Annotated in this window: 20 protein-coding genes; 6 read left to right on the top strand and 14 right to left on the bottom strand. The window is 69.7% G+C overall.

The features are described 5' to 3' along the window. Nucleotides 1-35 precede the first annotated feature (35 nt). Nucleotides 36-1,517 carry an Asp-tRNA(Asn)/Glu-tRNA(Gln) amidotransferase subunit GatA gene (gene gatA / locus K3U93_RS07510; RefSeq protein ID WP_083010555.1) on the bottom strand — a complete coding sequence of 494 codons (1,482 nt, stop codon included), beginning with the start codon at nt 1,515-1,517 and terminating at the stop codon, nt 36-38. After that, on the bottom strand, nt 1,514-1,813 hold the full coding sequence (gene gatC, locus K3U93_RS07505) for an Asp-tRNA(Asn)/Glu-tRNA(Gln) amidotransferase subunit GatC (protein WP_071511299.1): 300 nt from the start codon (nt 1,811-1,813) through the stop codon (nt 1,514-1,516). Before gatC ends, gatA begins: the two co-directional genes overlap by 4 nt. Nucleotides 1,814-1,955: 142 nt before the next feature. Here gatC and K3U93_RS07500 point away from each other — a divergent pair, with 142 nt between their 5' ends. Beyond that, on the top strand, nt 1,956-2,612 hold the full coding sequence (locus tag K3U93_RS07500; protein WP_071511298.1) for an ACT domain-containing protein: 657 nt from the start codon (nt 1,956-1,958) through the stop codon (nt 2,610-2,612). On the opposite strand, the gene K3U93_RS07495 is transcribed toward K3U93_RS07500, so the two are convergent. The 5 genes from K3U93_RS07495 to K3U93_RS07475 all read right to left on the bottom strand — a co-directional run bounded on the left by K3U93_RS07495 (nt 2,609) and on the right by K3U93_RS07475 (nt 10,010). Continuing rightward, nucleotides 2,609-5,506 (bottom strand): MMPL/RND family transporter, encoded by a 2,898-nt coding sequence (locus tag K3U93_RS07495; protein ID WP_071511297.1) that lies wholly within the window; start codon nt 5,504-5,506, stop codon nt 2,609-2,611. The two genes, K3U93_RS07500 and K3U93_RS07495, sit on opposite strands and share 4 nt — an antisense overlap. Further along, nucleotides 5,503-5,949: an MmpS family transport accessory protein gene (locus K3U93_RS07490; RefSeq protein ID WP_217808423.1), complete on the bottom strand. Its 447-nt coding sequence runs from the start codon at nt 5,947-5,949 to the stop codon at nt 5,503-5,505. Before K3U93_RS07490 ends, K3U93_RS07495 begins: the two co-directional genes overlap by 4 nt. A gap of 128 nt (nt 5,950-6,077) precedes the next feature. Further along, nucleotides 6,078-6,689 carry a TetR/AcrR family transcriptional regulator gene (locus K3U93_RS07485; protein WP_139796942.1) on the bottom strand — a complete coding sequence of 204 codons (612 nt, stop codon included), beginning with the start codon at nt 6,687-6,689 and terminating at the stop codon, nt 6,078-6,080. A 136-nt stretch (nt 6,690-6,825) separates the two neighbouring features. Then, nucleotides 6,826-8,910 (bottom strand): NAD-dependent DNA ligase LigA, encoded by a 2,085-nt coding sequence (gene ligA / locus K3U93_RS07480; RefSeq protein WP_083010556.1) that lies wholly within the window; start codon nt 8,908-8,910, stop codon nt 6,826-6,828. Between the two features lie 65 nt (nt 8,911-8,975). Beyond that, nucleotides 8,976-10,010 carry a uroporphyrinogen decarboxylase/cobalamine-independent methonine synthase family protein gene (locus tag K3U93_RS07475; protein ID WP_083010557.1) on the bottom strand — a complete coding sequence of 345 codons (1,035 nt, stop codon included), beginning with the start codon at nt 10,008-10,010 and terminating at the stop codon, nt 8,976-8,978. A 120-nt stretch (nt 10,011-10,130) separates the two neighbouring features. On the opposite strand from K3U93_RS07475, the gene K3U93_RS07470 reads away from it, so the two are divergent. Both K3U93_RS07470 and K3U93_RS07465 read left to right on the top strand, forming a co-directional pair. Then, nucleotides 10,131-10,766 carry a sensor domain-containing protein gene (locus K3U93_RS07470; protein ID WP_083010558.1) on the top strand — a complete coding sequence of 212 codons (636 nt, stop codon included), beginning with the start codon at nt 10,131-10,133 and terminating at the stop codon, nt 10,764-10,766. A 108-nt stretch (nt 10,767-10,874) separates the two neighbouring features. Next, nucleotides 10,875-11,225 carry a hypothetical protein gene (locus K3U93_RS07465; RefSeq protein ID WP_071512898.1) on the top strand — a complete coding sequence of 117 codons (351 nt, stop codon included), beginning with the start codon at nt 10,875-10,877 and terminating at the stop codon, nt 11,223-11,225. 437 nt (nt 11,226-11,662) lie between these two features. Here K3U93_RS07465 and mnmA read toward each other — a convergent pair whose 3' ends face one another. From mnmA to K3U93_RS07435, 6 genes are all read right to left on the bottom strand, one after another. After that, complete coding sequence (gene mnmA / locus K3U93_RS07460; RefSeq protein WP_139796937.1) at nt 11,663-12,772, bottom strand: tRNA 2-thiouridine(34) synthase MnmA; 1,110 nt, start codon at nt 12,770-12,772, stop codon at nt 11,663-11,665. Continuing rightward, nucleotides 12,773-13,951 carry a cysteine desulfurase family protein gene (locus K3U93_RS07455; protein WP_083010560.1) on the bottom strand — a complete coding sequence of 393 codons (1,179 nt, stop codon included), beginning with the start codon at nt 13,949-13,951 and terminating at the stop codon, nt 12,773-12,775. A gap of 89 nt (nt 13,952-14,040) precedes the next feature. Further along, the gene (locus K3U93_RS07450) at nt 14,041-14,943 is read right to left on the bottom strand and encodes a lysophospholipid acyltransferase family protein (RefSeq protein WP_083010561.1); all 903 of its coding nucleotides are present in this window, start codon (nt 14,941-14,943) and stop codon (nt 14,041-14,043) included. Continuing rightward, nucleotides 14,940-15,776 carry a GNAT family N-acetyltransferase gene (locus K3U93_RS07445; protein WP_083010562.1) on the bottom strand — a complete coding sequence of 279 codons (837 nt, stop codon included), beginning with the start codon at nt 15,774-15,776 and terminating at the stop codon, nt 14,940-14,942. The genes K3U93_RS07450 and K3U93_RS07445 overlap by 4 nt, the downstream gene beginning before the upstream one ends. A 187-nt stretch (nt 15,777-15,963) precedes the next feature. Then, nucleotides 15,964-16,920: an electron transfer flavoprotein subunit alpha/FixB family protein gene (locus K3U93_RS07440; protein WP_071508773.1), complete on the bottom strand. Its 957-nt coding sequence runs from the start codon at nt 16,918-16,920 to the stop codon at nt 15,964-15,966. A 54-nt stretch (nt 16,921-16,974) separates the two neighbouring features. Continuing rightward, complete coding sequence (locus K3U93_RS07435) at nt 16,975-17,775, bottom strand: electron transfer flavoprotein subunit beta/FixA family protein (protein WP_071508772.1); 801 nt, start codon at nt 17,773-17,775, stop codon at nt 16,975-16,977. A 195-nt stretch (nt 17,776-17,970) separates the two neighbouring features. Between K3U93_RS07435 and K3U93_RS07430 the strand changes: the two genes are divergently transcribed. The 3 genes from K3U93_RS07430 to K3U93_RS07420 all read left to right on the top strand — a co-directional run bounded on the left by K3U93_RS07430 (nt 17,971) and on the right by K3U93_RS07420 (nt 21,693). After that, complete coding sequence (locus tag K3U93_RS07430) at nt 17,971-18,783, top strand: class I SAM-dependent methyltransferase (RefSeq protein WP_083010563.1); 813 nt, start codon at nt 17,971-17,973, stop codon at nt 18,781-18,783. Between the two features lie 26 nt (nt 18,784-18,809). Further along, nucleotides 18,810-20,360, top strand: coding sequence for a 1,4-alpha-glucan branching protein domain-containing protein (locus K3U93_RS07425; protein ID WP_139796943.1), 1,551 nt, complete (start codon nt 18,810-18,812; stop codon nt 20,358-20,360). Nucleotides 20,361-20,469: 109 nt separating this feature from the next. Beyond that, nucleotides 20,470-21,693, top strand: a complete 1,224-nt coding sequence (locus K3U93_RS07420; RefSeq protein ID WP_083010603.1) for a glycosyltransferase family 4 protein — start codon at nt 20,470-20,472, stop codon at nt 21,691-21,693. Here K3U93_RS07420 and K3U93_RS07415 read toward each other — a convergent pair. Continuing rightward, nucleotides 21,690-22,778 carry a GGDEF domain-containing protein gene (locus tag K3U93_RS07415; RefSeq protein WP_338156885.1) on the bottom strand — a complete coding sequence of 363 codons (1,089 nt, stop codon included), beginning with the start codon at nt 22,776-22,778 and terminating at the stop codon, nt 21,690-21,692. The genes K3U93_RS07420 and K3U93_RS07415 overlap by 4 nt on opposite strands. Nucleotides 22,779-22,902: the final 124 nt, after the last annotated feature.

The following is a 22,902-nucleotide window of genomic DNA, read 5'->3' as shown; positions in this document are numbered from 1 at the left end:
CCCGCATCGTGCGACTCTGCGTCTGCTCGCGGTCCCTAGATGGCGCTCGGCAGTGGGCCGCGGGCGGCCTCATAGGCCGCACCGACCCGGTACAGGCGGTCGTCGGCCAAGGCGGGCGCCATGATCTGCAGGCCCACCGGCAGCCCGTCGTCCGGGGACAGCCCCGAGGGCACCGACATGCCGCAGTGCCCGGCCAGGTTCAGCGGCAGCGTGCACAGGTCGAACAGGTACATGGCCAGCGGATCGTCGACCTTCTCGCCGAGCGGGAACGCGGTGGTCGGCGTCGCGGGCGACACCAGCACGTCGACGGACCGGTAGGCCTCGTCGAGGTCGCGGGCGATCAGCGTGCGCACCTTCTGCGCCTGGTTGTAATAGGCGTCGTAGTAGCCCGCCGAGAGCGCGTAGGTGCCAATCATGATGCGCCGCTTGACCTCCGGGCCGAAGCCGGCGGCCCGGGTCAGCGCCATCACCTCCTCGGCGCTGTGGGTGCCGTCGTCGCCGACCCGCAGCCCGTAGCGCATGGCGTCGAAGCGGGCCAGGTTGCTCGACACCTCCGACGGCAGGATCAGGTAGTAGGCGGCCAGCGCGTGATCGAAGTGCGGGCAATCGACCTCGCTCACCTCGGCGCCCAAAGCGGTCAGCTGCTCGACGGCGGCCTGGAACGACGCCAGCACCCCAGGCTGGTAGCCCTCGCCGCGCAGCTGCCGGACCACCCCGACGCGCACGCCGCGCAGATCACCGGCCGCGCCGGCCCGCGCGGCGCCGACGACATCGGGCACCTCGGTGTCCAGGGACGTGGAGTCGCGGCTGTCGTGCCCGGCGATCACCTGGTGCAGCAGCGCGGTGTCCAGCACGGTGCGCGCGCACGGGCCGCCCTGGTCCAGCGACGACGCGCACGCCACCAACCCGTAGCGGGACACCGTGCCGTAGGTGGGTTTGACACCGACGGTCGCGGTCAGCGCCGCGGGCTGGCGGATGGAGCCCCCGGTGTCGGATCCGATGGCCAGCGGCGCCTGGAACGCGGCCAAGGCCGCCGCGCTGCCCCCACCGGAGCCACCGGGCACCCGGTCGAGGTTCCACGGGTTGCGGGTGGGGCCGTAGGCGGAGTTCTCCGTCGAGGAGCCCATCGCGAACTCGTCCATGTTGGTCTTGCCCAGGATCGGGATGCCGGCGGCGCGCAACCGCAGGGTGACGGAGGCGTCATAGGGGGAACGCCAGCCCTCGAGGATCTTGGATCCGCAGGTGGTGGGCATGTCGGTGGTGGTGAACACGTCCTTGAGCGCCAGCGGGACCCCGGCCAGCGCCGACGACAGCCGCTCGCCGGCGGCCACCGCGTCGTCCACGGCGGTCGCCGCCGCCAACGCCTCGTCGGCGGCCACGTGCAGGAACGCGTGATACCGGTCGTCGGTCGCCTCGATCTGGTCCAGGCAGGCCTGGGTGACCTCGACCGACGACAACTCCTTGGCGGCGATCTTGGCGGCCAGCGTCGCGGCGTCGGAGCGGATGAGCTCGCTCACTCGGCGTCCCCCAGGATCTGCGGGACGGCGAAGCGCCCGTCGACGGCTTCGGGCGCCTCGGCCAGCGCCTCCCGCTGCGTCAGGCACGGTGTCAACTCGTCCGGGCGCGCGACGTTGACCGCCTTGAGCGGGTTGTCGGTCGCTTCGACGCCGGTGACGTCGACCGCCTGCACCTGGCTGACGTGGGTCAGGATGGCGTCGAGCTGGCCGGCGAAGCTGTCCAGCTCGGCATCGGTCAACGCCAGCCGGGCCAGCCGGGCCAGGTGAGCCACCTCGTCGCGGGAGATCTGGGACACGAGCGAAAAGCCTACCCATGCGCGAACGTCACGCTGGCGTGGCGTTCACCGCCGAGCGCCACGCCAGCGTGACGCTCGGCGACAAGGGGGCGCACCCAAGCCGCCGAAATGCCACCGATACAGGGCTGTGCGACAGTGGGGCGTGCCGTCGTATCTGTTACGCATCGAGCTGGCCGACCGGCCGGGCAGCCTGGGCTCGCTGGCCGTGGCGCTCGGCTCGGTGGGCGCCGACATCCTGTCGCTCGACGTGGTGGAGCGGATCTCGGGGTATGCGATCGACGACCTCGTCATCGAACTGCCGGTGGGGGCGATGCCAGACCGGCTGATCACCGCCGCCGAGTCGCTCCCCGATGTCCGGGTGGACAGCGTCCGCCCCCACACCGGCCTGCTGGAAGCGCATCGCGAGCTGGAGCTTCTCGACCATGTCGCCGCGGCCGCCGACACCGCGACCCGGCTGCAGGTCCTGGCCGACGAGGCACCCCGGGTGCTGCGCGTGAGCTGGTGCACCGTATTGCGCAGCACCAACGGAGAGCTGCAACGCCTCGCCGGCAGCCCGGGCGCTCCGGAGACCAAGGCGGATTCGGCCCCGTGGCTACCGATCGAGCGCGCCGCAACGCTCGACGGCACCGCCGAGTGGGTGCCGCAGGCCTGGCGCGACATGGACACCACCATGGTCGCGGCGCCCTTGGGCGACCCGCACACGGCGGTGGTGCTGGGCCGCACGGGCCCGGAGTTCCGGCCCTCGGAGGTGGCCCGGCTGGGCTACCTGGCCGGAATCGTGGCCACCATGCTGCGCTAGCGCGATTCCGAAGCCACCACTGAGTCACCGTCTTCCCACAGCAGCAGCTGACGAACCGCCGGGCGCGGCCCGTAGGGCCGCAGCATCGTGCTCGCCGGACGCGGGCGCACCCGTTGGGGCCACCAGAACCAGCGCCCCAAAAGCGTTGCGACGGAAGGCGTCATGAAGGAGCGCACGATCAGCGTGTCGAACAGCAGGCCGAGGCCGATGGTGGTCCCGATCTGACCGAGCACCTGAAAACCGCTGAACACGAAGGCGCACATGGTGACGGCGAAGACGAGGCCGGCGGACGTGACCACCGACCCGGAGCCGGCCATCGCGCGGATGATGCCGGTCTTGAGGCCGGCATGGATTTCCTCCTTGAACCGGGAAATCAGCAGCAGGTTGTAGTCGGATCCCACGGCCAACAGCAGAATCACGGCCAGCGCAAGCACGACCCAGTACAGCTGGATGCCGAGGATGTATTGCCACACCAGCACCGACAGCCCGAACGAGGCGCCCAGCGAAAGGGCCACCGTGCCCACGATGACCAGGGCGGCGATCAGGCTTCGGGTGATGATCATCATGATCAGCAGGATCAGGCTCAGCGCGGCGAGCCCGACGATCATCAGGTCGTACTTGGCGCCGTCCTGGATGTCCTTGTAGGTGGCCGCGGTACCGCCGACATAGATGTGGGCGGCGGCCATGGGGGTGCCCTTCAAGGCTTCGTGCGCGGCCCGCTTGATCGGGTCGATGTGTGAAATGCCTTCGGGGGTCGCGGGATCGCCGTCGTGGGTGATGATCATGCGGGCGGCCTTGCCGTCGGGCGAGAGGAACAACTTCAGGCCGCGCAAGAAATCGGCGTTGCTGAAAACCTCGGGAGGCAGGTAGAACGTGTCGTCGTTTTTGGCGGCGTCGAAGGCTCGGCCCAGCGCCGTCGCGTTTTCGATCGCGGCCGCCGTCTGCGCGTAGATGCCGGACTGGGTGGCGTAGCTCGCCAGCGTCAGTGCGTGGTTGGTCTCCTGGCTCGCGATCTGCGGCGGTATCAGCGCCACCAGTTTCGGTTGCAGCGCGTCGAGCTTGTCCAGGGTGGCCGTGAGGTCTTCGAATTTCTCGCTGAGCTGGTCGATGCCGTCGAGCGCGTCGAGGACCGAGCGGATCGCCCAGCAGGCGGGGATGTCGTAGCAATGCTTTTCCCAATAGAAATAGCTGCGGATCGGCCGGAAGAAGTCGTCGAAATTCGCGACCTTGTCGCGCAGGTCTTTGATCGTGGTGATCGTGTCGTGAAAGCTTTGGGCCTCGCTGTGGGTGGTGGCGGCGAGCTGCTGCTGCAGCACGTACTGCTGCTTCAAAATGTTGATCGTGTTCGCCAGTTCACCGGCCTGCTTCAGCAGATCGTTCGCGCGATCCCGTTGGTAGGTCAGGTTTTCCTGCTGGGCGGCGCTTTGGTTGCTGACCACAAACGCCAGCGAGCTGTGGTCGAGCGGGGTGCCCAGGGGCCGGGTAATCGACTGCACCTGGGCGATGCCGGGCACGTGGAACACGGCCTTGGCCACCCGGTCCAGGACGAGCATGTCGGCCGGGTTGCGCATGTCGTGGTCCGTCTCGACCATCAGCAACTCGGGCTCCAGCCGCGCCCTGGAGAAGTGGCGCTCGGCGGCCGTGTAACCGACATTGGCCGGCGCGCTGGCGGGCATGTAGGGGCGGGTGTCGTAGCTCGTCTTGTAACCGGGCAGCGCGAGCAGACCCACGAGGGCCAGCGCGCACGCCGTCGCGAGAACGGGCGCGGGCCAGCGGACGATGGCCGTGCCGATCCGCCGCCATCCGCGGGTTCTCATCGCGCGCTTGGGGTCGAAGAGGCCCAAGAAAGCGCCCAGGGTGAGCACGGCCGGACCCAGGGTCAGCGAGGCGAACAGCGCGACCAGAATGCCCAGCGCCGCAGGGACTCCCAGGCTTTGGAAATAGGGCAGCCGGGTAAAGGTCAGGCAGAACACCGCGCCGGCAACCGTGAGGCCCGAACCCAGGACGATGTGGGCGGTTCCGCGAAACATGGTGTAGAAGGCGGTTTCTCGGTCCTCGCCCGCGCCGCGTGCCTCCTGGTAGCGGCCGACGACGAAGATCGCATAGTCGGTCCCGGCGGCGATGACCAGCAGCGTGAGCAGGTTCGTCGAGTACGTCGACAGCCCGATGACGCCCGCGTTCCCGAGAAAGGCGACGATCCCCCGGGCCGCGGCCATCTCGATCAGGACCGTGACGAGCACGAGCAGCGTGGTGAGGACGGAGCGGTAGACGAAGAACAGCATCAACGCGATCACCCCGATGGTGATCGTGGTGACCTTCGCGGTCCCCTTGCTGCCCACGTCGAACTGGTCGGAGATGAGCGGCGCCGGGCCGGTGACATAGGCCTTGACACCCGGCGGCGGTTGCGTGTGGTCGACGATGTCGCGGACGGCGCCGACGGACTCGTTGGCCAGCGCCGAGCCCAGGTTGCCCGCGAGGAACACCTGAACGTAGGCGGCCTTGCCGTCACTGCTCTGCGATCCCGCCGCGGTCAGGGTGTCGCCCCAGAAGTCCTGAACGTGCTCGACGTGCTTGCGGTCCCGCTCGAGCTTGCGGATCATCGTGTCGTAGAACCGGTGGGCGTCCGCGCCGAGCGGCTGATCGCCTTCCAGGACCACCATGGCCGAACTGTCGGAATCGAACTCGCGGAACACCTGACCGATGCGCTTGGTCGCCTGCAGCGACGGCGCGTCGGGCGAATTCATCGCCACATTGTGGGTTTTCCCAACGTCTTCCAGTTGCGGCACCGCCGCGTTCGTGACGGCGGCCAGCGCCACCCAGAACAGCAGGATCGGCACCGAAAGCCGGCGGATGGTGTGCGGCAAAAACGGCCGCGAGGTTTGGTGGTTGCTCATCCGGACTTGTCCAAGCAGAAGGTGTAGGCGTCGACTTTGTTGACGGTGCGTTCGTCCTTGACTTCACCGTTGACGGTGATGCGGCAGCCGAGGGTGTCGCCGTTGCCCTGCGCCACGACGTTGCCGACAACCGCGGGCTCCGTCGTGGTGATCGTGTACGACCAGGGCAGCGGGGCGTTTTTGACCTGCTGCGGCTGGGCGTTGACGTCCAGGTAGTTGATGGTCGCCACCGCGCCCGGTGCGCCATAGACCTCGAGGACCACGCGCTTGGGGTTGAACGGGACGATCTCGTTGGACAGGCCGCTGTTGGCCGAGGTGTTGTTGTGCGAGCCGAAGATTCCGTGCAGGCGATAGATGGCAAATCCCACGAGTGCGAGCACGACCACCGCGACGAGCAGCATCCACCCTCGCTTGACGAGGGCCGCAATCGAAATCGCTCTCACCCCATGGCCTTTCGCTGATCGGCGAAACGATCGGAGCCGGTGCCCGACGCCGCGGGCATGATCAACAGCTATGACAGTACGGTACCGGACCGTACTGTACAAGAGACGCGAGCGTACACATTCCTCGGTTACCCGCCAGACCGGGTGAGGCCCGGAATGATGACCTCGTCGACGAGGACTTGCACCGTGTGACGGGTGGGCGGATGGCTGGGGATGATGGACCGGAAGATGAGGTACCCGGGCAACAGGTCCCATAGTTCGTCGGCGATGGCGCCGGCGGCGGCGATCTCACCGCGCTCGACCGCCTGTTGCAGCACGTGCTGGATCAACGCTTTGCGCTGATCGATGAATTGGTGCTGTAGGGCGTCGCCGAGCGCGGGGTGGCGCGACGCTTCGGCGAGCACCGCGCGGATGGTGCTGGCGTGCTGGTGGCCCTGCCGGCAGATCGTCTCCCCCAGGCACAGCAGGTCGCCGCGCAACGTGCCCGTATCCGGCGGGACCGCCACCTGGCGGACGCCTTCGATGAAGGCGGCCAACACCAATTCGGCTTTCGAGGGCCAGCGGCGGTACACCGTGGCCTTGCTGGCGCGGGCCGTGCTGGCGACGGCGTCCACCGTCAACCGGTCATAGCCGTGCTCCTGCAGCAGCCGCAACGTCACCGCCAGCAGCTCGGCCTCGCGGGCCGACCACGGCGATGCCTCCGCGCACCGGTCGGCGGTCTGGGTCATAACGCCCACGATAGAACCGCCGCGTCGGCCCGGCTGGGCTGGTTCGCCATAATCCGCTACCCGGGGCGCCGCCATCCGCGCCGAATGGAACGCCACTGCGAAAATCCGCGCGGCTTTTCGCAGTGGCGTTCCATTCGCGAACCGGAAGCTACCCGGGCGCCACCTCCACGGGCGGGCCCTCCGCGAGTAACCGCCGAAACCCGTCTTCGTCGAGGACCGGTACCCCCAGCTTCACCGCTTTCTCGTATTTCGAGCCCGGCGAGTCACCGACGACGACGTAGTCAGTCTTCTTCGACACCGAACCCGCGGCCTTGCCGCCGCGCGCCACGATCGCCTCCTTGGCGTCGTCGCGGGAAAAACTCGTCAGCGAACCGGTGACCACGACGGTCAGCCCCACCAACGTGCGCGGCACACTGGCGTCGCGCTCGTCGGCCATCCGCACGCCGGCCGCTCGCCACTTGTCGACGATCGCGCGGTGCCAGTCCACCGTGAACCACTCGGTGACCGCGGCGGCGATCGTCGGGCCCACGCCCTCGATCGCGGCCAGCTGCTCGGTCGACGCCGACCTGATCGCGTCCAGGCTGCCGAACTCGATCGCCAGGGCCCGGGCGGCCGTCGGCCCGACGTGCCGGATCGACAACGCCACCAGCACCCGCCACAGCGGCACGGCCTTGGCCTTGTCGAGGTTGGCCAGCAGCCGCTTGCCGTTGGCCGACAGCGCGCCGCTCTTGGTGGAGAACAACTCGGTGCGCAACAGCTCGTCCTCGGTGAGGGAGAACAGGTCCCCCTCGTCGACGATCACCCCGGCGTGCAGCAGCGCGATGGCGGCCTCATAACCCAGGCCCTCGATGTCGAGCGCACCGCGACCGGCGACGTGAAAAACGCGCTCCCGCAACTGCGCCGGGCACGACCGGGCATTGGGACAGCGGATGTCGACATCGCCCTCCTTCGCGGGAGCGAGCGGGGTACCGCATTCGGGACACGTTGTGGACATGACGAATTCGCGTTCCGAGCCGTCGCGCAGGTCCACGATGGGACCGAGCACTTCCGGAATCACGTCACCGGCCTTGCGGATCATCACGGTGTCGCCGATCAGCACCCCCTTGCGCGTGACCTCGGCGGCGTTGTGCAGGGTGGCCAGTCCCACCGTCGAGCCGGCGACCTTTACCGGCGTCATGCACGCGAAAGGCGTGACGCGCCCGGTCCTTCCGACGTTGACCCGGATGTCGAGGAGCTTGGTCTGCACCTCCTGAGGCGGGTACTTGTAGGCGATCGCCCACCGCGGCGCCCGCGAGGTGGATCCCAGCCTGCGCTGCAACGCCACGTCGTCAACTTTGACGACGACGCCGTCGATTTCGTGGTCGACGTCGTGGCGGTGCTCGCCCCAATACCGGATGCGCTCGTGCGCGCCGGCCACGTCTTTGACCCGAGTGGTGTGCTCGGAGACGGGCAAGCCCCAGGCCCCCAGCGCGAGGTACGCGTCGTGCAGCGTGGCCGGCCGGAATCCCTCGGTGTATCCCAGCCCGTGGCAGATCATCCGGAGCTTGCGGCGGGCGGTGACCGCCGGATCCTTCTGCCGAAGCGACCCCGCGGCGCTGTTGCGGGGGTTGGCGAACGGCGTCTTGCCGTCCTCGACGAGGCTTGCGTTAAGCGCCTCGAAATCGGGCAGCCGGAAGAACACCTCACCGCGCACCTCGAGGACGTCGGGTATCGGGTAGGAATCGGTGGCCGTCAGCCGCTCCGGGACGTCGTCGATGGTGCGCGCGTTCAACGTGACGTCCTCGCCGGTGCGCCCGTCGCCCCGGGTCGCCGCCCGCACCAGACGCCCGCCGCGGTACACCAACGACAGGCCGACGCCGTCGATCTTCAGCTCACACAGATAAGGAACGTCCTTGCCGGCCTCGGCGTGGATGCGGGCCGCCCACTGGTCGAACTCTTCGGTGCTGAACGCGTTGTCCAGCGACAGCATCCGCTCGAGGTGCTCGGCCTCGGCAAAGTCGGTGGCGAACCCGGCGCCGCCGACGAGTTGCGTCGGCGAATCGGGCGTGCGCAGCTCCGGATACTGCTCCTCGAGGGCTTCGAGCCGACGCAACAGCTGGTCGAACTCCGCGTCGGAGATGATGGGCGCATCGCGCACGTAGTAGCGGAACTGATGTTCGCGCACCTCGTCGGCCAGTTCACGCCACTGCCGCCGAATCTCGGGCGCAACGGGGTCAACTTCTGGCGAACTCACCTCCGCAGGCTATCGGAGGACACCCACAAAATTGCAGCCCTGTATTCAATCCTCTTCGCCGTGTTTTACGTGGGCCGGATGGCGTCGGGATCTCGAGAGAACGCGTCGGCGGCCTTGTGGGCGAGTTCAATCGCGGTGCGGGCCCACTGCGGCGTCGCCGCGGCCAGGCCACACGCCGGGGTGACGCCGATGCGATCGCGCAGCGCCGCGCGGCCGAATCCGAGCCGGTCGGTCACCGCGACGACCGCGGCGGCCACCTCCTCGGCCGAGGGCCGACGCTGCGGCGCGGTGGTGGCGACCACACCGAGCATGACGGCGCGGCCCGATTCGACGAATGCGGCGATGCCATCCAGATCGGCCGGCCGCAACGTGCCGGCGTTGACCAATACCGCACCAATAGTGCTGCGCTGCAACATGTTCCACGGTAACTCGGGGCCGCAGCTGTGTAGCAGCACGTCCGCGCCGGCGGCCGCGACGCAGGTGTCGAGCAGCGTCAAGGCCACCGCCTCGTCGAGCGCGGCGACCGGGCTCAGCGCGGTCAACCCGGTCAGCCGCCCGCCCAACGCCGCCGGCAGCGACGGCTCATCGAACTGCACCACCACCGGTGTGTCGAGCCGGCGGGCCAGCGCCGCGCGGTGCGCGGCAACACCCTCGGCCAGCGATGCCGTCAGGTCGCGCAGCGCACCGGAGTCGGTGATCGCCCGGTGGCCGTTGGCCAGCTCGAGCCCGGCGGCCAGCGTGATCGGCCCGGGAGCCTGCACCTTGACCACGCGTCCGCCACCCCGCAGGCCCGCCGTCTCCCAGGCCTCCTCCAGGGTGTCCATGTCCTCGTCGAGGAAGCTGGCGGCCCTGCGTGTCACCGCGCCGGGCCGGGCGGCGATGCGATAGCCGCGCGGCACCGTGTCGATGGCCACGTCGATCAGCAGCGCGCCGGCCCGCCCGAGCATGTCGGCGCCCACTCCCCTGGCGGGGAGCTCGACGATGTGGGCCAACGCATCCGCCAGCTCACCGACGACGACCTGGGCGGCCGGTCGTGGGGCGGTGCCGGGCCACGACCCGATGCCGCTGGCCTTTACGGCAAGCTCGGCGAAAACACTCACCCGGCAACCGTATTCGACGTCACGATGCCGGACGGTCGCCAGGGGTGTCTGCCGCGGGTTGGCGGGATTACTTTTGTGCCCGGGAGCGTTCTCAACGACAATGTCCCAGATGGGTCCCAGATGGCCAGGTTGACGCGGCCGGCGCTGTTGTGCGGCGCGGCGCTGCTGGTGGCGGCGTGCACCCGGGTGGTGGGCGGCACCGCGGTATCGGCATTCGGCGTCGCCAGCCGGGGCGTGCAGGGTGTGAGCGTCGACGCGATCCTGCTGAACCAGTCACGGATGCAGGCGATCACCGGCGCGGGTCGGCACCTGACGATCGTCCCCTCGATGGACGACACCTCCCCGGTCGACATCAACGCCCTCGCGGACACCACGCCGCGGGAGTGCCGGTTCCTTTTCGCCGAGACGGCGACGTTCGGGCCCGACGTGGAAGAGTTCCACAAGACCACTTTCCAAGACCCGCCCGACGCCGCCTTGATCTCGGAGGGCGCCGCGGCCTATCGAGACGCCGCCACCGCCCGGCGTGCCTTCGGCGCCCTGGTGGCCACCGTCGGCGACTGCGCGGACGGCTCGGCCGGCGAGCTGTTCGTCGGCGACTGGAAGGCCGACGCCGACTCGCTGCACATGCGGCCCGGCGGCTGCGGCCGCGACTATCGGGTTCTCTCGGTGGCCCTGCTGGAGGTCACGTTCTGCGGATTTCCGCAATCGGTGTCCGACATCGTGATGACGAACATCGCCGCCAACGTGCCGCGTTAGAAGAGGCAGCGTCGGCGCGTTGCGCTCGAATTGTTGCGCCCGGGTCGGGCAGCGCACCGTGTTGATAATCGAATACAGCGACAACGAACGGCCGGTACGCTTCGGTTCATGGAGCCCGGGAACCTCGATTCGCGCGTAACCGACCTCGAACACCGGGTGCGCGACTTAGCGGGGCGAGTGCAAGCCAGTGAGCAGGACGCCGCCGCGGCCCGGGTGCTCGCCGGAGCTGCCGACCGTGATGTCAGTGAGTTCCGCAGCGACCTTCGCGAGTTTCGCCAAGCCACGACGGCGAGTTTCAACGCCCTGCGCGAGGACTTCGTTGACCTCCGCGACCATGTCGACCAGGGCTTCACCCAGATACGCAGCAGATTCGACGCCACCGCGGCGGGACAACAGCAAATCGTCGACCTTCTTCAGATCATCATCACCGATCAAGGAGATCGCGGGCCGACCGAATAGCTTTTGACGGTGGCACCCGAAAAACGTTCATGGCCGCCGCTGGACCGTGGCCAGTCCATTGGAGCCCACACGACGTCGTCGCTTGGCCTCGCTGCGGAGCCGCCGCACAAGCCGGTCCGGAATGACTGGCGTCCCGGACTTTTCCTCGCATTTCCGCCACAACGCACTTGGCACCAAGTCTCGATAGCGAGCGACGCTGCGCTGGTCATCCTCCGATATGTGATCCCAACAGTTATCGAGCAACCGGTGCCACAGCGCGGTGGGCAGAGCATCGCGCAGCGCGTAGAACTCCGCGTCCAGTCCGACTGCTGCGTGAAGGTCGGTCCATTGATCCCACATCGGAAGGTCGATCAACACGCCGTAATCGATGCCATCAGCGCCCGATTCTTCGATCCGGCAGGGCGTTTGGACGTAGGTCTCAGCGGATTATTGGAGCCTTATTCGGGGCACGCGCCGCGAGCGGTGCTGCGCCGGCGTGACGTGCCGGCGATGGTGGCGCTGCCGAGCACCTCGTCACCGTCCGGGTCCGGGCGGTACAGCACCAGCGTCTGCCCGCGCGCGACCCCGCGCAGCGGAACGCGCAACCGCACGACGAGCTCGTCGCCCACCAATTCGGCCACGGCACCGGCCATTTCACCGTGTGCCCGCACCTGAACCGCGCACTCGACGGGCCCCTTCGGTGGCGCTCCCGCCGTGAAGACCGGGGCCCGCCCGACCAGCGCGCGCACGTCGAGGTCGGCCGCCTCGCCCACCTGGACTGTCGCGGTGTCGGGGTCGATGGCCGTCACGTAGCGCGGGCGGCCGTCGGGCCCCGGCCCGGCGATGCCCAGGCCCTTGCGTTGCCCGATGGTGAAGCCGTGCACCCCGTCGTGGGTGGCCAGCACCGCGCCGTCCACACCGACCACGGTGCCGCGGCGAACCCCGATCCGCTCGCCCAGGAAGGCCCGGGTGTTCCCGGACGGGATGAAGCAGATGTCGTGGCTGTCCGGCTTGTCGGCGACGGCCAGGCCGCGGCGGGCGGCCTCGGCGCGGATCTGCGGTTTGGGAGTGTCGCCGATGGGAAACGCCGCGTGGCGCAGCTGCTCGGCGGTCAGCACGGCCAGCACGTAGGACTGGTCCTTGTCCCGGTCGACGGCGCGGCGCAGCCGCCCACCGGACAGCCGCGCGTAGTGGCCGGTGGCCACCGCGTCGAAGCCCAGCGCGAGGGCCTTCGCCGACAGCGCCGAGAACTTGATCCGCTGGTTGCACCGCACGCACGGGTTCGGCGTCTCGCCGCGGGCATACGACGACACGAAGTCGTCGATCACGTCCGCCTCGAACCTCTCCGCGAAATCCCAGACGTAGAAAGGGATTCCAAGCACATCGGCGACGCGGCGCGCATCCGAGGCGTCTTCTTTCGAGCAGCAGCCCCGCGAGCCGGTGCGCAGCGTGCCCGGCGCGGTCGACAGCGCCAGGTGCACGCCGACCACGTCGTGCCCGGCGTCGACCATGCGGGCGGCGGCGACCGAGGAGTCGACGCCGCCGCTCATCGCGGCGAGGACCCTCACTTAGGACGCCCCCGCGGCGGCCAGCGCGGCCCGGCGGGCGCGGTCCACGGCGCCGGGCAGCACCCGCAACACCGCATCGACGTCGGCGTCAACGCTGGTGTGCCCCAACGAGAGCCGCAACGACCCGCGGGCGCTGGCCGGGTCGACACCCATCGCGATCAGCACATGCGACGGCTGCGCGACACCGGCGGTGCAGGCTGATCCCGTCGAACACTCGATTCCGTTGGCGTCCAACAGCATCAGCAGCGCGTCGCCCTCGCAGCCGCGGAACGTGAAGTGCGCGTTGCCGGGAAGCCGCAGCGGGTCGCGGGCGCCGTTGAGGACGACGTCGTCGATGCCGGCCAGCACCCCGTCGATCAGGCGGTCCCGCAACGCCCGCAGCCGCGCGCCGTGGGAGTCGAGCCCGTCGACCGCGATTTCGGCGGCCGCCGCCATGCCGACGGCGCCGGCGACGTCGGGAGTGCCGGAGCGGATGTCGCGCTCCTGCCCGCCGCCGTGCGAGAGCGGCACGCAGGACACGTCGCGGCGCAGCAGCAGCGCGCCCACTCCCGGCGGACCGCCGAACTTGTGTGCGGCCACGCTCATCGCCGACAGCCCGCTGTCGGCGAAGTCGACGGGCAACTGCCCCACCGCCTGAACGGCGTCGCTGTGCATCGGGACGCCGAATTCGGCGGCAACGGCGGCGAGTTCGGCGGCCGGCAGGACAGTGCCGACCTCGTTGTTGGCCCACATCACCGATACCAGCGCGACGTCGTCGTACCTCCGCAGCGCCTCGCGCAGCGCGGCCGCCGGCACCGAGCCGTCGGCCGCGGTGGGCAGCCAGGTCACCCGGGCGCCCTCGTGCTCGACGAGCCAGTTCACCGAGTCCAGCACGGCGTGGTGTTCGACCTCACTGGTGACGATGCGGCGGTGGCGCGGCTCGGCGTCGTGGCGGGCCCAGTAGATGCCCTTGATGGCCAGGTTGTCGCTCTCGGTGCCGCCCGCGGTGAAGATCACCTCGGACGGGCGGGCGCCCAGTTTGTCGGCGATTAGCTCGCGGGATTCCTCGATCCGCCGCCGCGCCGCCCGGCCGCTGGTGTGCAGCGAGGACGCGTTGCCGACGGTGCCCAACACGCCCGTCATCGCCTCGATGGCGGCGGGGTGCATCGGGGTGGTGGCGGCGTGATCGAGGTAGACCATGACGCGCCCAGGATACCGGCTTGGCGCAGCGACGATGCGGGGCCGGCGGGCCCTGAGGAGAAGTTGGGCAATTTGGCTCACGTGGCCGGTCAGGCCACCAGAGCGTGCCCCTGGCCTCGGTGCACGGACGCTGGGACCAGCACCGCGGATTGGCACCGGCGGGCCAGGTCCCGCCGATCGGCGCCCGGCAGCTGCAGGGATTCGACGTGCACCCGCGCCAGCGTGCGCCGCACGGTGAGCAGCCGGCCGATCGACCGCAACAACGTGTCGTCGCCCACGAAGGCCGGGGCGGTCGAGACGCTGCCGTCGGCGTGGTGGTAGGTCAGCCGAAGCGGCTGCACCGGGCGGCCCGCGTCGATCGCGGCCTGGAACATCGCCGGATAGAAGGACCCGCACCCTTGGTGTGACTGCCCGGCTCCTTCCCGGGCCCCCTCGGGGCCCGCATCGTCGCCGTGCCGACCGCACCAGGTGGTGCCCTCTGGGAAGGCCACCACCGTGTGGCCGGCCCGCAGCCGGCGCGCGACGGTGTCCACCACCCCGGGCAGCCGGCGTAGGCTGGCCCGCTCGATCGGGATGATCTTGCACATGCGGGCCACGACGCCGGTGGCCGGCCCGGTGAACATATCGGCCCGCGCGACGAACGACCCGGGCAACACCGAGCCGATGGCGAAGGCGTCCAGCCAGGACACGTGGCCGCTGACCACCAGGACCCCGCGCAGGTTGCGAATCGGGTTGCCCGACAACGTGATCCGGACACCGAAGCAGCGCAGCACCAGCCGGCAGTAGATGCGCTGCACGCTGGTCCGGCCCGGCAGCGGCACCGCGAGCAGCGGCACCCCCGGCGCCAACAGCAGCGCCAGCAGGACGCGAAGCGCCACCCGCAGCGCCACCCGCGACCGCGGCGAGCCCGCGGCGTCGCCGACACCCACACAGCCGATGTCGCACGTCGTGCGCGGCAGCCAGGGGTGTCCGGTGACCGCGGGAGCGTTCATCGCGCGCCGCCCGCCATCTCGGTCGCGGCCGATACCGACCGCAGCCTCGTCAGATATCGGGTATCGGCGCGTCGTTTGTCCAGCAGCACGCAGAAGTCGCCCACACCGAAGTCCGGGTCGTGCGCCGGCTCCCCGCAGACCTGGGCGCCCAGCCTCAGGTAGCCGCGCATGAGCGGCGGAACCGACGGCCGCGGCGGCGCGGGGATGTCGTCGAGGGCCCGCCCGTTTACGCGCACCGGCCGGTGGGGCCGCACCCGGTACTGGGGCGGCGCGGCGTGACGGTTCAGGACGAAGTCGCGGACGCCGCGCAGCTGGCCGCCCGGAACGTCAGCGTCGCCGCCGATGGGCACCGACACGCAGCCGGTCACGTAGTCGTAGCCGCAGCGGTCCAGGTAGGCCAGGATGCCCGCCCACATCAACAGCACCACTCCGCCGTTGCGGTGACCGTCCCGCACCACCGCGCGTCCCATCTCCACCAGCGACGGCCGCAGCGGGTCGAAGGCGCGGACGTCGAATTCGGTCGCGGTGTAGAGGCCTCCGGCGGCGATCGCACCGGCGGGCGCCAGCATCCGGTAGCACCCCACCAGCTCGCCGCTGTCGTCGTCGCGGACCAGTAGGTGGTCGCAGTATTCGTCGAACCGGTCGACGTCGCGGTGCCCCGTCGCCGGGAGGGTGAAGCCGGGTGTGCTGGCGAACACGTCGTACCGGAGCCGCTGCGCCGCCTCGATCAGGCCGGGGTCGGTGGACAGCAACAGCGAATAGCGCGGCCCGGACGAGCTGGTCACCGCGCCGTCCGGCTTATCGCTGGGTATCAGGACGGAAGCAATGCTCATGCCACCAACGTGTCGCAGTCGATGAGCTAATCGGCATCGCCGCTGTGACGTGTCGGTGCACGTCAGATGACGAAATGTGGCTGGCCGGGGCCTAGCTCACGGCGCTCGCGACGTCCCATCCGTCACTCGAGTCACCGGGGAGTTGGGTGTGGCTGTGCGCGCAAGGCGCGCCCCTTGGCGCGCGTTGTCAGCCCTTGCGGGCCTTGATCGCGTCGGTCAGCTGCGGGGCGACCTTGAACAGGTCACCGATCACGCCGTAGTCGGCGATCTCGAAGATTGGCGCCTCTTCGTCCTTGTTGACCGCGACGATGGTCTTCGAGGTCTGCATGCCCGCGCGGTGCTGGATCGCCCCGGAGATGCCCAGCGCGATGTAGAGCTGCGGCGACACCGTCTTGCCGGTCTGGCCGACCTGGAACTGGCCCGGGTAGTAGCCCGAGTCGACGGCGGCGCGCGACGCCCCGACGGCCGCCCCCAGCGAGTCGGCCAGCGCCTCGACCACGCTGAAGTTCTCCGCGCTGCCGACGCCGCGGCCACCGGACACCACGATGGTGGCCTCGGTGAGCTCCGGGCGATCGCCGGCGACGGCGGGCTCGCGGGCGGTGATCTTGGTCGCGTTCTCGGCGGGCGCGGGCACCTCGACGGCGACCTGCTCACCCGCGGCGGCCTGGGGCTCCGCGTCGACGGCACCGGCCCGCACCGTGATCACCGGGGTGTCGCCGTTGGCCTGCGCCTCCACGGTGAACGCGCCACCGAAGATGCTATGGACGCCCACTGCCCCTTCTCGGACGTCCACCACGTCGACCAGCAGGCCCGATCCGATCCGGGCCGCGAGCCGGCCGGCGATCTCCTTGCCGTCGGCGCTGGCGGCCAGCAACACGGCGGCGGGCGTGTTCTGTTCGGCCAGCGCGGCCAGCACGTCGACCACCGGGGTGATCAGGTACTTGTCGACGTCGTCGGACTCGGCGACGTAGACCTTGGCGGCGCCGGCCTCCTTCAGCCCGTCCACCAGCGGTGCCGCCGTGCCCGGCGCGCCGACCACGACGGCGGCCGGCTCGCCCAGCGCACGGGCGGCGGTGATCAATTCGGCGGTGACCTTCTTCAGCGCGCCTTCAGCGTGCTCGACGAGCACCAAAACTTCAGCCATGGGTTATGTCGCTCTTCTCGTGATGTGGGGGGACCGTTTGAGATAGATGGGGCGTTAGATGATTTTCTGGGCCACCAGGTACTGCGCGATCTGGTTGCCGCCCTCACCCTCGTCGGCGACCTTCTCACCCGCGGTCTTGGGCGGCTTAGGCGTTGAGGACAGCACGGTGGACCCAGCATTGGCCAGCCCAACCTCGTCGGCCTCGACACCGATCTCGGCCAGGGTCAGCACCGTGACCTCTTTCTTCTTGGCGGCCATGATGCCCTTGAAGGACGGGAAGCGCGGCTCGTTGATCTTCTCGGTCACGCTCACCACCGCGGGCAGGGTGGCCTCGAGGGTGAAGACGCCCTCGTCGGTCTCCCGCTCGCCGGTGACCTTGCCGCCCTCGACCGACAGCTTCCGCAGGTGGGTGAGCTGCGGCAGGCCCAGGTATTCGGCGATGACGGCCGGCACCGCGCCGCCCACACCGTCGGTGGCTTCGTTGCCGGCGATCACCAGCTCGGTGCCCTCGATGGTGCCCAGCGCGCGCGCCAGCGCCCAGCCGGTCTGGATCAGATCCGAGCCGTGCATGCCGTCGTCCTTGAGGTGGACGGCCTTGTCGGCGCCCATGGACAGGGCCTTGCGGATCGCCTCGGTGGCGCGTTCGGGTCCCGCGGTCAGCACGGTCACCGAGCCCTCGACGCCGTCGGCGGCTTCCTTTTCCCGGATCTGCAGCGCCTCTTCCACGGCGCGCTCGTTGATCTCGTCCAGCACCGCGTCGGCGGCCTCGCGGTCCAGCGTGTAATCGCCGTCGGTGAGCTTGCGCTCCGACCAGGTGTCTGGGACCTGCTTGATCAGGACCACGATGTTCGTCATGAGTGTGGTTCGTCCTCCTCGAAGGAGTCCCGCAGTCCCGACTGCGAGACCTGGTACGCGTTTTCGCAACGCACGGCCGTATTACTGCCCGGTAACTTTGTGCGGTCTGCTCTCACACCATAGCGGCGGGTGGTAGTGCACGTTCTTGCGGCCCGGTTCGCGAATCGGACACTTCGCGTTAGCCTGCCTAATGCAATGAGCGCATCCCTGCCCGACGGTCCCCAGCACGTCCCCGACGACACCTCGGTTGACGCGGTGTTGACGCTGACGGGCGAGCGCACCATCCCCGACCTGGATGTCGAGAACTACTGGTTTCGCCGCCACCAGGTCGTCTACCAGCGGCTGGCGCCGCGCTGCGCGGGCCGCGAGGTGCTCGAGGCCGGATGTGGCGAAGGTTACGGCGCCGACCTGATCGCCGGCGTCGCCCGCCGGGTCGTCGCGGTGGATTACGACGCGGCCACGGTGGCCCACGTCCGCGGCCGCTACCCGCGGGTCGAGGTCATGCGGGCCAACCTGGCCGAGCTGCCGCTGCCCGACGCGTCGGTGGACGTGGTGGTGAACTTCCAGGTCATCGAGCACCTGTGGGACCAGTCACAGTTCGTGGCCGAGTGCGCCCGGGTGCTGCGCCCCTCGGGGGTGCTGATGGTGTCCACGCCCAACCGGATCACCTTCTCACCGGGCCGCGACACGCCGATCAACCCGTTTCACACCCGCGAACTCAACGCCGACGAGCTGACCGAGCTGCTGGTCGACGCGGGTTTTTCCGACGTGTCCATGTGCGGGCTGTTTCACGGGCCGCGGCTGCAAGAGATGGATGCCCGCCACGGTGGGTCCATCATCGACGCGCAGATCGCGCGGGCAATGGCCGCTGACCCCGATACGCCGTGGCCGCCCGAGCTGGCGGCCGACGTCGCCGCGGTCACCACCGACGACTTCGACCTCCTCGACGCCGCCGACCGTGACATCGACGACAGCCTGGACCTGATCGCGATCGCGGTGCGGCCGTGAGCGCGCCCTCCGGCCGCGTGCCCGGCATGTTCACCCTGGTGTTGCACACCCACCTGCCGTGGCTGGCCCACCACGGCCGCTGGCCGGTCGGCGAGGAATGGCTCTACCAGTCGTGGGCGGCGGCCTACCTGCCGCTGCTGCGGGTGCTGCGCAGCTTGGCCGACGAGGATCGGCACCGGCTGATCACGCTCGGCGTCACCCCGGTGGTCAACGCCCAGCTCGACGACCCGTACTGCCTCGACGGCATGCATCACTGGCTGGCCAACTGGCGGCTGCGGGCGGCCGAGGCCGCCAGCGTGCGTGGGGCTCCCACGTCTAAGTCGGCCGGCTACCAGTCGTGTGCACCGGAAGCGTTGCGGGCCTTCGGGATTCGCGAGGAGGCGGAGGCGGATCAAGCGCTGGACGACTTCGGCACCCTGTGGCGGCACGGGGGCAGCCCGCTGCTGCGTAGCCTGATCGACGCCGGCACGGTGGAGCTGCTCGGCGGCCCGCTGGCCCACCCGTTCCAGCCGCTGCTGGCGCCGCGGCTGCGCGAGTTCGCGCTGCGCGAGGGCCTGGCCGACGCTGAGCTGCGGCTGTCGGAACGCCCCATCGGCATCTGGGCGCCCGAGTGCGCCTACGCCCCCGGCCTGGAAAACGACTACGCCGCCGCGGGCGTCACACACTTCATGGTCGACGGCCCGTCGCTGCACGGCGACACCGCCCTGGGCCGGCCCGTCGGCGACACCGACGTCGTCGCGTTCGGGCGCGACCTACAGGTCAGCTACCGGGTGTGGTCGCCGAAATCCGGCTACCCGGGGCACGCCGCCTACCGCGACTTCCACACGTACGACCACCTGACCGGGCTCAAGCCGGCCCGGGTCACCGGCCGCAACGTGCCGTCGGAGGCCAAGGCCCCCTACGATCCCGACCGCGCCGACCACGCGGTCGACGCCCACGTCGCCGACTTCGTCGACCTGGTCCGCGACCGGTTGCTGAGCGAGTCCGAGCGCATCGGGCGGCCCGCCCACGTGGTCGCCGCGTTCGACACCGAGCTGTTCGGCCACTGGTGGTACGAGGGCCCGACGTGGCTGCAGCGGGTGCTGCGCGCGTTGCCCGCGGCCGGCGTGCGGGTGGGCACGCTGAGCGACGCCATCGCCGACGGATTCGTCGGCGATCCCGTCGCCCTGCCACCGAGCTCGTGGGGTTCGGGGAAGGACTGGCAGGTGTGGGCCGGCGACAAGGTGGCCGACCTGGTCCAGCTCAACACCGAGGTCGTCGACACCGCGCTGAGCACCGTCGACAAGGCGCTGTCGCAGACGGCGTCCCTGGATGGGCCGCTCCCCCGCGACCACGTCGCCGACCAGATCCTGCGCGAGACCCTGCTCACGGTGTCCAGCGACTGGCCGTTCATGGTCAGCAAGGACTCGGCCGCCGACTACGCCCGTTACCGTGCCCACCTGCACGCCCACGCCACCCGGGAGATCGCCGGGGCGCTGGCCTCGGGCCGGCGCGACACCGCCCAACGGCTGGCCGACGGCTGGAACCGCGCCGACGGCCTGTTCGGCGCCCTAGACGCACGCAGGCTGCCCCGGTGAGGCGCCACTTTCCCCGCGAGCGTGCGTGTTTGTACGGGGACACGCCGCGTGGCCCGGCATTCTGCGCACGCTCGCGACGCAGTTTTTCCGGGCGGCGGACGAGGCGCCCGTGAAGATCCTCATGGTGTCGTGGGAGTACCCGCCGGTGGTGATCGGCGGGCTGGGCCGCCACGTGCATCACCTGTCGACGGCGCTGGCCGCCGCCGGTCACGACGTCGTCGTCCTGTCCCGGCGACCCTCGGGCACCGATCCCAGCAGCCATCCGTCGTCCGACGAGGTCGCCGAGGGCGTCCGGGTGATCGCGGCCGCGCATGATCCACACGAATTCACCTTCGGCAGCGACATGATGGCCTGGACCCTGGCGATGGGTCACTCGATGATCCGCGCCGGCCTGTCGCTGGATTTCACCCCCGACGTCGTGCACGCACACGACTGGCTGGTGGCCCACCCGGCCATCGCGCTCGCCCAATTCTACGACGTGCCAATGGTTTCCACGATTCACGCGACGGAAGCCGGTCGCCATTCCGGCTGGGTCACCGGGGCGCTCAGCCGTCAGGTGCACGCGGTCGAGTCGTGGCTGGTGCGCGAATCCGATTCGCTGATCACGTGTTCGGTGTCGATGGCCGACGAGATCACCGAACTGTTCGGCCCCGGCCTGGCCGAGATCACCGTGATCCGCAACGGCATCGACGCGGCGCGCTGGCCCTTCGCGGCCCGCCGGCCGCGCACCGGGCCGGCCGAACTGCTCTACCTCGGGCGGCTGGAGTACGAGAAGGGCGTGCACGACGTCATCGCGGCGCTGCCGCGGATCAGGCGCACCCACCCGGGGACCACGCTGACCATCGCCGGCGACGGCACCCAGCAGGACTGGCTCGTCGGCCAGGCCCGTAAGCACAAGGTGCTCAAGGCAACTCGGTTCGTCGGACACCTCGACCACGCCGAGCTGCTGGCGGTGCTGCACCGGGCCGACGCGGCGGTGCTGCCCAGCCACTACGAGCCGTTCGGGCTCGCCGCCCTGGAGGCCGCCGCGGCCGGCACCCCGCTGGTGACCTCGAACATCGGCGGCCTGGGCGAGGCGGTGATCGACGGGCAGACCGGCGTGTCGTGCCCGCCGCGCGACGTGGCGGCGCTGGCCTCGGCGGTGCGCAGCGTGCTCGACGATCCCGACGCCGCGCAGCGGCGCGCCCGCGCCGCCCGCGAACGGCTCACCTCGGACTTCGATTGGCAGGCGGTGGCCGGCCAGACCGCGCAGGTGTACCTGGCGGCCAAGCGCCGCGAAAGGCAGCCGCTGCCACGGCTGCCCATCGTCGAGCACGCACTGCCAGACCGTTAGCCCGGCCGTCCTCCGCGCCGGGGTTCCAACTTCGAGTGATGGCAAACCCGGTTGCCCCCAGCGTGTTTGGCCTCGTACATCGCCGCGTCCGACGTGCTGATCAGGTCGTCGATGAGCCGGGTGTTGGCGACGGTCGCGCCGGCGTCGAGCGGGACGCTCGAGGTGCCGATGCTCGCGGTGACCTGGAAGGGGATCGCGGCTATCGCCCGGCGAAGTCGTTCGGCCATCTGCGCGGGGTCGGGCCTGGTGTCGGTGTCGGCGACCACGAATTCTTCTCCACCGGTGCGACCGACGACGGCCGTAGAGCGGCAGTTTGCTTGAAGCGCCCCGGCGACGGCGACCAGGGCCTGGTCGCCGGCCGCGTGGCCGCGGGTGTCGTTGAGTCGCTTGAAGTTGTCGAGGTCGATCACCGCGACCACGAGATATGTGCCCGGCGAGCGGTGGTGAAGCATCATCAGTTCGTAGACGGAGTCGTAGAACGAGCGCCGGTTATGCAGGCCGGTGAGTGGATCACGCTCGGAACTCCGTAGGTCGCTTCGCAACGTATGCACCAACGATTGAATTCCGAACGGCACGCCAACGTTCAGCGCCCCCACGGTGATCAGGCTCGCACCGGTCAGGGCGACGTCGCCGGTCGCCGCCAGGAGTCGATGCGACAGGATCGCCGCGCAGGCTGCGGCCACCCCGAAGTTGGCAAGCATGTAGCCAACGGCGTGAAAGTAGGCGACGAAACCACCCAGGATGGCGAAGGTCGCGCATCCCATCAATCCCGCATAAGGGTTCGACAGCGACAAACACGTGGCGGCGATGGCGGCGGTTGCCCCCAACGAGTAGAGGATCGACTGTCGCCGCGTGGGCCAGCGCAGCAGCCATAGCATCGCGGCGGCGCCCCCGAACGCCGCCGCGGCGACCGCCACCGCTCTCGACGTCGGGTGGTCGGGGCCGGCGGGAGTGTAGAGCATGACGAGCGGCAGCGCGGCCTGTGATGCGGTGGAGCCGAACGTTGCCCAGCGCCAGACCGGCTGGAGGCCACGACCCTTCAGGTAGGCACTGAGCCAGTCATACTGATCCGATTGTCTCACCATCGACATTCCATACCCGCGGGTTTGCCGAGGCACAGCCGCCGGTCGTTCTTCAGACCGCGCCGATGTAGCGGTTGCTGATGACTGATACTTACGTCGCTTAGGCTGCCATACTCACCGCGGTAAT

It is taken from the genome of Mycobacterium malmoense (genome assembly GCF_019645855.1).
In the GTDB taxonomy this organism is placed as follows: Bacteria; Actinomycetota; Actinomycetes; order Mycobacteriales; family Mycobacteriaceae; genus Mycobacterium; species Mycobacterium malmoense.
Note: the sequence above shows the minus strand (reverse complement) of the source record. Positions and strands in the feature narration are given on the sequence as shown.